The 10,589-nt window shown below is 72.5% G+C and carries 6 protein-coding genes; 5 read left to right on the top strand and 1 reads right to left on the bottom strand.

Annotation, left to right across the window (positions count from 1 at the left end):
* Window positions 1-25: 25 nt before the first annotated feature.
* From C1701_RS22910 to C1701_RS22890, 5 genes are all read left to right on the top strand, one after another.
* Entirely contained in the window at window positions 26-1,219 is a 1,194-nt protein-coding gene (locus C1701_RS22910) for a cytochrome P450 (protein WP_051314402.1), read from the top strand.
* Between the two features lie 11 nt (window positions 1,220-1,230).
* Window positions 1,231-6,261, top strand: coding sequence for a non-ribosomal peptide synthetase (locus C1701_RS22905; protein ID WP_103056575.1), 5,031 nt, complete (start codon window positions 1,231-1,233; stop codon window positions 6,259-6,261).
* A gap of 362 nt (window positions 6,262-6,623) precedes the next feature.
* Entirely contained in the window at window positions 6,624-7,928 is a 1,305-nt protein-coding gene (locus tag C1701_RS22900; RefSeq protein WP_035293191.1) for a lysine N(6)-hydroxylase/L-ornithine N(5)-oxygenase family protein, read from the top strand.
* A 68-nt stretch (window positions 7,929-7,996) separates the two neighbouring features.
* The gene (locus tag C1701_RS22895; RefSeq protein WP_103056574.1) at window positions 7,997-8,728 is read left to right on the top strand and encodes an FMN-binding negative transcriptional regulator; all 732 of its coding nucleotides are present in this window, start codon (window positions 7,997-7,999) and stop codon (window positions 8,726-8,728) included.
* A 2-nt stretch (window positions 8,729-8,730) separates the two neighbouring features.
* On the top strand, window positions 8,731-9,486 hold the full coding sequence (locus C1701_RS22890; RefSeq protein WP_337661888.1) for a thioesterase II family protein: 756 nt from the start codon (window positions 8,731-8,733) through the stop codon (window positions 9,484-9,486).
* Between the two features lie 21 nt (window positions 9,487-9,507).
* Here the strand turns inward: C1701_RS22890 and C1701_RS22885 are convergent, their stop codons facing one another.
* Window positions 9,508-10,527 carry a zinc-dependent alcohol dehydrogenase gene (locus C1701_RS22885; protein ID WP_026420692.1) on the bottom strand — a complete coding sequence of 340 codons (1,020 nt, stop codon included), beginning with the start codon at window positions 10,525-10,527 and terminating at the stop codon, window positions 9,508-9,510.
* Between the last annotated feature and the right edge of the window lie 62 nt (window positions 10,528-10,589).

Genomic DNA, 10,589 nt, shown 5'->3' with positions numbered 1-10,589 from the left:
CAGCACGAGCGAACAGGACGAGCTGATGGCTGCGATCAACGGTTCCGGGGAGCGGGAGAGCAGCACCGCCCCCGGCGATCCAGACCCCTACCCGAACCTGGCCTGGCTGCGGCGGGAGATGCCGGTCAGCAGTGTGCCCGCCTCGGGGGGAACCGCCCCGCTGTGGTTCGTCACCTCCTACGAGGTGGGCAGGGCGCTGCTCACCGACGAGCGCCTGAGCAACACCGACCCCGCGCCACCGGAGGATGGCACTCCGGTGGCGGGGAACCTGTTGGGGATCGACGCCCCGGACCACACCCGGCTCCGGCGGTCCCTGGCCTCCGCGTTCACGCCCCGGGCGCTGGCCGCGCACCAGCCAGCCATCGAACGGATCTGTTCGCGGGCCGTCGACGCGATGGAGCGGGCCGGGGAGACGGACCTGGTGCCCGGCTACACGTTGCCGGTGCCGGTGGCGGTGATCCACGAGGTGCTCGGGATCCCTCCAAGGGAACGGCGCCCCCCGGAGGTCGTCATGGACCTGTTCATGCGCAGCGACCTGAACGGCGCGGACGACCCGGACGCGGTGAAGCAGACCGCCGACTACGTGGCCGCGCTCATCGGGTACAAGCGGCACCACCGGGGCGCGGACCTGCTCAGCCACCTGCTGGACCAGCTCGACGAGGGGCGGCTGCGTTCCGAGGAGGAACTGCACGGCCTCGTGTACGTGCTGCTGGGCGCCGGCCACACCACGACCGTCCCCCTGCTGGGTTCGGCGGTCCTGCGGTTGTTGACCCGGCCCGAGTACCGGGAACCGGCTGTCCTCGCCGACTCCCGGGCGCTGCGGGCGGTGGTCGACGAAACCCTGCGGATCGACTCCCCCATCCAGTCCTCGGTGCACCGCTACGCGGTCGAACGCCTCGAAGTGGGTGGGGCGGTCATCGAGCCTGGCGACCGGGTGGTGATCTCCTTCGCGGGCGCCAACAGGGACCCGGCGAGGTTCGGCGAGCCGGACGCGTTCCTGCCCGACCGGTCGGACGGCGGGCACCTGGGTTTCGGGCACGGTGTCCACAGCTGCATCGGGGCCCAACTGGCCCGGTTGGAGGCGGAAACCGCGCTGCGGGTGCTGTTCCGGCGCCTGCCGTACCTCACGTTGGCGGTGCCGCCCGAAGACATCGCCTGGACCCTCGGTCCCATGCTGCGCGGCCCCCGCGAACTCCCGGTCACCTTCTCCGCCTCCTGAGAGAGGACGTCATGGTCCACGCGACGAAGCAGCCCCCTCCCTCCACCCCCGGCACCGCCGCGAGCACCCGCACCGTGCTGGACTGGTACGACCACCACGTCGCCGCCACTCCGGACGCCCCGGCCCTGGAGGCGCGCGGCAGGGTCCTCAGTTACCGGGAGCTGGACACGCTGGCCACCCGCCTCGCGCACACGCTGCGGGACCAGGGCGTCGGGCCGGAACGGCTCGTCGGGGTCTGCACCCGTCGCGGCGTGGAGATGGCGGTCGCGGTGTTGGGAGTGGCCAAGGCGGGCGCCGGATACCTGCCCCTCGACCCCGACCACCCCGCCGACCGCCTCCGGTTCGTCCTCACCGACGCACGACCGGACCTGGTGTTGCACCAGCCGGAGACGGAACGGCTGGTGCGGTCGTCGACGGACGCGCCGACCGCACCACTCGACCTGGAGGCACTGTCGACGGCGCCCGGAACTCCGGTGGTCCGCGGCGCCGGTCCGGACTCGCTGCTGTACGTGATCTACACGTCGGGCTCCACCGGGCGGCCCAAGGGAATCGCGATGCAACACCTGCCGCAGGTCAACCTGATGGAGTGGAGTCGCGCCCAGTACCGGCACGGCTCCCGGGTCCTGCACTACTTCCCCATCACCTCCGACGTGGGCTGCTACGAGCTGTGGGCGACCTGGAGCACCGGGGGTCACGTGATCGTCGCCGACGACGAGCAGCGCTTCGACATCGCAGAGGTGGCCGGGCTCATCCACCGGCACCGCATCGAACGGGTCCTGCTCCCGGTGGTCGCACTCGACCAGCTCGCCCGGTACACCCGCGCCGCGCCGGAGGGGGTCGCCTCCCTGCGCGAGGTGATCACGACCGGGGACCGCCAAGTGGTGACGCCCGCCGTGCGCGAGCTGTTCGCCGGGTTGCCGGAAGCCGTGTTGGACAACCACTACGGCTCGACCGAGGTCAACGTCGTCACCTGCCCCCGGTCGACGTCCGCCGAGGTGGTGGTCGGGCCGGAGGTCTCCTCGGTCTCCACCCCGGTGTCCCGATCGCGGATCTACGTCCTGGACCGGGACCTCAACCTGGCCCCCGTGGGCGTGGTCGGCGTCATCCACGTCGGTGGTCCACCGCTGGCCCGCGGCTACCTCGGCCGCCCCGACCTGACGGCCCGCACCTTCGTCGCCGACCCGTACTCCCCTCGACCGGGGGCGCGGATGTACCGCACGGGCGACCTGGGGCGGTGGCGCGCGGACGGCACCCTGGAGTTCCTGGGTCGGGCCGACTTCCAGATCAAACTGCACGGCTACCGCGTGGAGCCGGCGGAGATCGAGTCGCTCGTCCGGGAGCGCGGCGACGTGGACGAGGCGGTGGTGGTCGCCCGCGACCTGGACACCGATGACCCCTCACTGGCCCTGTACCTGGTCGCCGCCGGCGGGCCGGAGCTGGCGGCGACACCGGACACGCTGCGCGCGTACCTGCGGGAACGGCTTCCCGCGCACATGGTGCCCCGCCACGTCGTCGTCCTGCCCGAGCTGCCGTTGTCGGCCAACGGCAAGGTCGACCGGCGCCGGCTGCCGGCCCCCGAGGAGGTGGTGGTTCCGGCGGAGGCCGCCCCACCGGACGAAGTCGAACGCACCATCATCGAGGTGTGGCGGGCCGTCCTCGGTCGGGACGAGATCGCGCCCGGCGACGACTTCTTCGCGCTGGGCGGGCACTCGTTGCTGTTGGCGCAGGTCGTGCACCGCCTGCGGCAGGCCCTCGACGTCGAGCTGCCCCTGCGGGCGCTGTTCGACTTCCCCACGGTCCGGGAGCTGGCGGCCCGGGTCCGGCGGGTCGGCGAGGCACCGGTCGGTGATGTGCCCCCTCTGGTCGAGCTGCGTCCCAGGGATCCTGGGGAGCCCACACCGCTGTCCCACGCGCAGGAGCGCATGTGGTTCCTCGGCAGGATGTTCCCCGACAGCGCGATGTACAACAACATGCTGTCCCTGCGCCTGCGTGGCCCCCTGGAACTCGACCGGCTCCGCTCCGCGCTCTCCACGTCCCTGGCCCGCCACGAGGCGCTGCGCACGGTGTTCCCCGACGAGGCCGGGGTTCCCCACCAACGCGTGCTGCCACCGTGGGCAGTCCAGCTGCCGGTGGTGGACGTCAGCACCGCCGACGGCGACCGCGTCGAGGCGGCGCGGCGGATCGTCGGCGGCGAACAACTCCGCCCCTTCGACCTGGCGACGGGACCGCTCGTGCGCCACACGCTGGTCCGGTTGGGCGAACGGGACCATGTCCTGTGCGTCGTTCTGCACCACATCATCTCCGACGGGACCTCGCTGGGCGTGCTGCGCCGGGAGCTGGCCGAGTACTACCAGGCCGCCCCCGGGACGGAGGAACCAGCACCGGTACCGGTGCAGTACGGGGACTTCGCCGTCTGGCAACGGCGGTCCACGGCCTCCCCAGCGATGGCCGGGCACCTGAGGTACTGGCGGGAGCACCTGCGAGATGCGCCGCCGGTGCTCGAACTGGTCAGCGACCGCCCCCGCCACCCCGACCACGACCTGCGGGAGGGCTCGGACGGCGAGTTCGAACTGGTCGTGAACGCCGAGCTGACATCGGCGTTGGAGGAGCTGGGCAGGCGGGCGCACGCCACGCTGTTCATGACGACCCTCACCGCCTTCGGAGCGGTCCTGTCCCAGCGGTCGGCGGACCGCCGGGAGGACATCGTGGTCGGTGTGCCCTTCGACCGGCGCCCCGACCCCCGGTTGACGGACCTCGTCGGGTTGTTCATCAACCCGGTACCCCTGCGCTGGACCTCCTCGAGGGCTGGAAGTTTCCTCGAGGCGCTCGCCCGGGTGCGCAAGGTCGCCGTCGACGGGCAGTCCCACCAGGACCTGCCCTTCGAACGCCTGGTGGAGGAGCTCGCCACCGGCGGCGACCTGACGCACCACCCGGTGTTCCAGGTGATGTTCCAGCTCCAGCACGAGGACGACACGACCGGGATCATCCCGGGACTGGATATCGACGGGTTCGCCGGCGTGGCGCCACCGTCGAAGTTCGACCTGTCGCTGAGCATCGTCAAGTCCAACGGGCGGCTCAGCTGCGGTTTCGGTTACTCGGCCGCGTTGTTCGACGAGTCCACCGTCGTCGGCATCGCCGAGGACTTCCTCCACCTGCTCCGCGCGGCCGCCACCGAACCGGAACGGCCGCTCGCCGACCTCCTCGTCGGCCCCGACGACGTGCGACGCGAGTGGCGCGCGGCGACGCCCGTCGAGGGGCCCTGGCGTCCGCTGCCCGACCTCGTCGCCGACCAGGCCCGGCTGCGGCCGGATGAGGTCGCCCTGGTGTGCGGCGGTACCACCACCACCTACGCCGAGTTGGAGGACCTCGTCCGCGTCCTGACCCGGATGCTGCGCGGCGCCGGCATCGCCGACGAGCGTGTGGTGGCGGTCGCGTTGCCCCGTTCTCCCGACATGGTCGCCGCGCTGCTGGCGGTGTTCCGCGCCGGCGGGGTCGCCATGCCACTGGACCTGCGCGCCCCCGAGGAGCGGCTCGCCCTGCTGCTGTCCGACATCGAACCCGACGTGGTCCTCACCTCCTCGGACCCCCGCTGGCCGGTCCCGGGCGCTCCCGGGGCCACCACCATCGTCGTCGACGGCGCCGTGGCGGAGGGAGTGCCCGCCGCCTCCGACGAGGACGGCCTCCCGCCGGCTCATCTCAGCCGGGAGTCGGCGGCCTACCTGCTGCACACCTCGGGGTCGACCGGCCGCCCCAAGGCGGTGGTGGGTCCGCACGGCGGGCTCACCAACCGGTTGGCGTGGTTCCACTCCGCGCACCCGTGGAGCCAGGACGTTCCCGTGTGCGCGAAGAGTTCCATCGGGTTCGCCGACGGGCTGACGGAACTGCTCGGACCACTCGCGCACGGTGGGCGGGTGGTGCTGGCCACCGATGACGAGGCCGAGGACGTCACGGCCCTGATCGACCTGGTGCGGCGGCACTCCGTCCGGCGGATCACCGTGGTACCCAGCCTGCTGTCCGCGCTGCTGGAACACCCCGCCAGGGGCGGGCTGTCCTGTTGCGAGCTGTGGATCAGCAGCGGTGAACCGCTGCGTCCCGAGCTCGTGAGGAGGTTCACCGAGGTCTTGCCCCGGGCCCGGCTGCTGGATCTCTACGGCATGTCGGAGGCCAGCGGCGACAGCGTGGCCGCCCAGGTGGTGCCCGCTGGGCCCACCTCGGGGGGTGTCCCGATCTGGCACACCGGGGTCCACGTGCTCGACGAGCGGCTGCGACCAGTGCCAGAAGGCTGTGTCGGGGAGATCTTCGTCTCGGGAGCCGGGTTGGCCAGGGGCTACCGGGGCTCCCCCGGGTTGACGGCGGCGCGGTTCCTGCCCGCCCCGTTCGGGCCCCCCGGGTCACGGCTGTACCGGACGGGGGACCTGGGGGTGCGCCGAGCCGACGGGTCGGTGACCCTCGCGGGCCGGCGGGACGACCAGCTCAAGGTGCGGGGCTGGCGGGTCGAACCAGGGGAGGTCGAGGCGCAGCTGGTGCGGCACCCCGACGTGCGGGCGGCGGCCGTCGGGCTGCGGGAACTGGGCTCGTCGACGGGACCGGTGCTGGTCGCCTGGATCGTCGCCGACCGCCCTCCTGCCGAGCACGACCTGGTGGCGCTGTTGCGGGAACGACTGCCCCGCCCCCTCGTTCCCTCGTACTTCGAGGTGGTCGAGGCGTTGCCGACGACGTCGAGCGGGAAGCTGGAGAGGCGGCGGCTCCCGGATCCCCGGCCTCGGCACGGCGGTCGGACCCGTACCTCGGCCGAGTCCGACCGATGGCTCTCCGCCGTGCTCGCCGCGTGGCGCGAGGTCCTCGGTCGAGACGACCTGGACGGCGAGGACGACTTCTTCGCCGTCGGCGGTCACTCGCTGCTCGTTCCCCAGGTCGCCGCGAGGTTGGCCGACCTGGTCGGCGTGACGGTTCCACTGCGCTCGTTGTTCGGGACGACCACCGCCGCCGGTCTCGCGGCCCTGCTCCGCGTGACGGGCGGTGACGACGACCGTGCCGCCTGAGCCAGCCCGGCTCCCCCTCCCGCGAGGACCGGCCTACCGCCACGGTCCGCATCCCGAGCAGAGACGCCGGGTGGGGCCGGCGAGGCGGAGGGCCACTGGACGCGTCCGCACCCGGCCCGTGCGACCGTACCCGGGCCCGGCACAGCGAATCGTCGGTCCCGCCCGTGGCCGAGGGACCAATTCACCGCCGATACTGGATTCGACGTTGAACCGACCCGGGACCACTCGTCCCGTCCCGCCGGCGGGACGACGGAAAACGGTCCCGCCCCAGCGGTGGAACGGATCGGGGAATTGGGAACCCCTGCCCCCGCACACCGTGCGACGACTTCGCACCCACCGGACGAGCAACGGAGGGAATCACGATGTACGGCTCGGTCCCGGTCGACGGGAACCAGGTCAGTGACGTGGTCGGAGTGGGCTTCGGACCCTCGAACCTCGCCCTGGCCGTGGCGATCGCCGAACACAACGAGACCGCACCACCGAAAACGCGGTTGCGAGCCCAATTCCTGGAACGTCAACCTGTTTTCGGTTGGCACCGGGGAATGCTGTTGCCGGACACCACGCTCCAGGTGTCCTTCCTCAAGGACCTGGTAACCCTGCGCAATCCCCGGAGCTCCTTCGGTTTCGTTTCCTACCTGCACGACAGGAACCGTCTCGTCGACTTCGTCAACCACCAGAGTTTCTTCCCGTCCCGACGGGAGTACCACGACTACCTGGAATGGGTGGCCGGTCGTTTCACCGGCTCCGTCCACTACGGCCACGAGGTGGTGGACGTGCTCCCCGTGAACGAGGGGCCGGACGTGGTCGCCTTCGACGTGGTGGCCGCCCACGGCGGCGTTGGCGCGACGCGGAGGGTGCGGACCCGCAACGTGGTGCTCGCCCCCGGCCTCGAACCGGTGCTCCCCCAGGGCATCACCCCGTCCGACCGGGTCTGGCACAGCTCCGAACTGCTGCACCGGCTGGACGGGGTCCGGGAACTGCTTCCCAGCAGGCCCCGCTTCGTGGTGGTGGGGGCAGGGCAGAGCGCCGCCGAGGTGATGGCGCACCTGCACGATGCCTTCCCCACGGCGACGGTGCGGTCGGTGTGTTCCCGCTACGGTTTCGCCCCGGCCGACGACAGTCCGTTCGTGAACCAGCTGTTCGACCCGGCCGGTGTGGACGAGTTCTTCGAAGCCGCGCTCCCCGCGCGGGAGAACCTCCTGAGGACCCACGCCGGCACCAACTACTCGGCGGTGGACGGGGGCCTGATCAACGAGCTGTACCGGCGGTCCTACCAGGAACGGGTCGCCGGAGAGCCCCGGCTGTTGTTCGAACGGCTGTCGCGGGTCGTGGCGACCGAGGAGGGGGACGACGAGGTGTCGGTGGCGGTGCGGTCCCTGGCCGACGGCCGGGTCACCAACCGCAGGTGCGACGTCGTCGTCCTCGCCACCGGCTACCGCCCCCGGGACGCACTGCGTCCACTCGGGGAGCTCGCCGCGCTGTGCAAACTGGACGCGAACGGCTGGCCGAGGGTGGAGCGGGACTACCGGATCACCACCACCGAGACGGTGCGGGCCGGCATCTACCTCCAGGGCGGTACCGAACACAGCCACGGTCTCTCCTCGACTCTGTTGTCCAACCTCGCGGTCCGCAGCGGTGAGATCACCCGCGCCCTCGTGTCGCGTTGACCCGGCCCGACCCCGCGTCCCTCGGGGACGGCCCGCCCAGCCCGCGTCCGCCGACCAGGAGCCCACCGATGTTCGTGCCCCACCAGTACCGGGCGGCTGACACCCGTCCCCTCGTTGAGTTGATCAGGTCCTTTCCCCTGGCCACCCTCGTGTCCCACGCGGACGGCGCCCTGTTCGCCACGCACGTCCCGGTCCTGCTCGCCGCGGACGCGGACGCCGGGCGAGACGTCCCTGATCCGGCGGACCTGACGATCCTCGGGCATCTCAACCGCCTGAACCCGCACCGGGACGCCCTCGCGGGTGGCGGCGCGTGCCTGCTCACCTTCACCGGACCCCACAGTTACGTCTCCCCCGCCCACTACGGGCGGGACACAGCCGCGCCCACCTGGAACTTCACCTCCGTGCACGTCCACGGTCACCTCACTCCGCTCGACAGCACGGAGGACACCCGCCACGTGGTCCGCTCCACCGCCCTGCTCTACGAGCGCAGGTTCGGCGCGGGTTGGGACATGACCGGCTCGTTGGACTACTTCGAGCAGCTGCTGCCCGGTGTCAGCGCCTTCCGGGTGGACGTCGGCACCGTCGAGGGCATGTTCAAACTCGGCCAGGAACAGCCCGGGCACGCCCGGCAGGGGGTGTTGGCCGCCTTCACCTCCCCGGGAGCGCCGCCACACCAGCGGGCCGTCGCCGAGCTGATGCGGCGCTTCCCCCCCGACGCCGCCGGCGGTGTTCCCGGCTGCCCCGCCCAGTCCGCAGCACGGATGTTCCCGCCGGCTGACGCCATCCGAGGGGAGCACTGACCGTGCCAGCACCCCGCAACCCCTTCCTGCCGTCGGTCGAGGACGACACCGACGACGCGCTGCCGGTGTTCTGCCTCCCGCAGGCGGGTGCCGGCGCGTCCACCTACCGTTCCTGGCCGACGGCGCTCGGTCCCGGACTGCGGGTCCGTCCGGTTCAGCTGCCCGGTCGGGAGAACCTGTTCTCCCGACCGATGCCCTCGGACGCGGCCGAGCTGGTGAGGATGCTCCGGGCCGAGCTCGCCGACGAGCTGGACCGCCCGCACGTCCTGTTCGGCCACAGCATGGGCGGTTTCCTCGCCGCGGAGATGGCCGCGGCCGCCCACCGGGACGGGACGAGGCAACCCGAACTGTTGGTGGTGTCCGGGTGGTCCGAGGCCGAGGGACGCGGACCGCTGGCCGAGGGGCCGGACCTCGCCCGGCTGCCGGATGAGGAGGTGCTGCGCACCTGGCTCCCACCCGGCCCCTCGACGGACCTCGTGGTGAGGACTCCGGAACTCCGCGAGATCGTCCTGGAGATCCTGCGGGCCGACCTGGAACTGTGCGTGTCCTACCGTCCCTCGTTCGACCTGCTCCGAGTCCCGGTCCTCGCGGTCGGCGGCGAGGACGACCCCCTGTGCACCGTGGACGGGCTGCGCGGGTGGGCGCGGCGGACCGACGTCCGGTGCCGGGTGTGCCTCTGGCCTGGCGGGCACACCGTGACCGAGGAACGGGTGACGGCGATCGGGGACGCGATCCGGGCCGAACTCGACCGGCGGTGAGGACACGGCCAGGGGCTCCGGTCAGCCGGGGAGGCGGGGGTCGACCTGGATCTTGGGGCCCCCGAGCGCCCCTGGTGGACGTCGGCCGCCCAGCACGCCCGCCACCCCGCCGAGCGGGACGGTCGCCGCCACCAACGGTCGGGGGTCCACGCTCCCGCTGGCGTAGCGGTCGATCGTCGCGGCCAACGCCGGGGAGGCGCTGAGCACCCCGACCGCCGTGACGTCCCGCAGCGTGAGCGCGCGGGTGTCGACCAGGCTCGGCGCGCCGGCCAGGCCCACGTAGACGACGCGGCCCCCTGGTTCGACGAGGTCCACGGCCAGCGCCGGCAGGGCGGGGTCGTTCGACGCGTCGACCACGGCGTGGAAGGTCAGCGGCGGGAGCGCGTCACGGGTGTGGGGCTCGGCGACACCGAGTTCGGCGGCGAAGTCCAACGCCGCGCCCGGGAGTCCCAGCACGTGGACCTCGGCTCCCTCGGCCCGGGCGAACATCGCGACCAGCAGCCCGATGGTCCCCGGTCCCAGCACCAGCAGTCGGTCCCCGGGGGCCAGACGTGCCGCCAGCACCGCGCGCAGGGCGTTCCCACCGGGTTCCACCAGCGCGGCGGCGGTGTCGTCCACCGCGTCCGGGACGGCGTGCAGCGAGTCGGCGGGAACCGCGAGCCGTTCGGCGAGCGCTCCGTCCCGGCCTCCTCGGATGCCCACCTCGACGCGCCGGTCGCAGACGTGCCGGCGGCCGCGCCGACACCGGTCGCAGGCGCGGCAACCCAGCATGGTGTCGCCGACCACCCGCCGTCCCACCCATGCCTCGTCGACACCGGTGCCGACGGCGGCCACCGTGCCCGTCCACTCGTGGCCGAGCCGGAGGGGGTAGTGGGCGTGCCCGTCCCGCAGGTACTGCATCTCCCCGGTGAAGAACTCGACGTCGGTTCCGCACACCCCGACCCGGGAGACGTCCACCAGCACCTCCCCGGGCACGGCGACTGGCGGGTCGACCTCGCGGACCACGGCCGCGCCCGGTCTGACGACCACGAACGCTCTCATGCGCCTCCGTTCCCCGGGAGCACCGGCACCCACGGTACGAGGCGGCCCCGGTCCCGGGCCAG

This window comes from Actinoalloteichus sp. AHMU CJ021 (assembly GCF_002895405.1).
Classification (GTDB): domain Bacteria; phylum Actinomycetota; class Actinomycetes; order Mycobacteriales; family Pseudonocardiaceae; genus Actinoalloteichus_B; species Actinoalloteichus_B caeruleus.
This window is presented reverse-complemented; position numbering and strand designations above follow the sequence as displayed.

Coding starts and splice junctions, on each gene's coding strand:
- C1701_RS22910 (WP_051314402.1), top strand. CDS start 26: ATGGCTGCGATCAACGGTTCCGGGGAGCGGGAGAGCAGCACCGCCCCC.
- C1701_RS22905 (WP_103056575.1), top strand. CDS start 1,231: ATGGTCCACGCGACGAAGCAGCCCCCTCCCTCCACCCCCGGCACCGCC.
- C1701_RS22900 (WP_035293191.1), top strand. CDS start 6,624: ATGTACGGCTCGGTCCCGGTCGACGGGAACCAGGTCAGTGACGTGGTC.
- C1701_RS22895 (WP_103056574.1), top strand. CDS start 7,997: ATGTTCGTGCCCCACCAGTACCGGGCGGCTGACACCCGTCCCCTCGTT.
- C1701_RS22885 (WP_026420692.1), bottom strand. CDS start 10,527: ATGAGAGCGTTCGTGGTCGTCAGACCGGGCGCGGCCGTGGTCCGCGAG.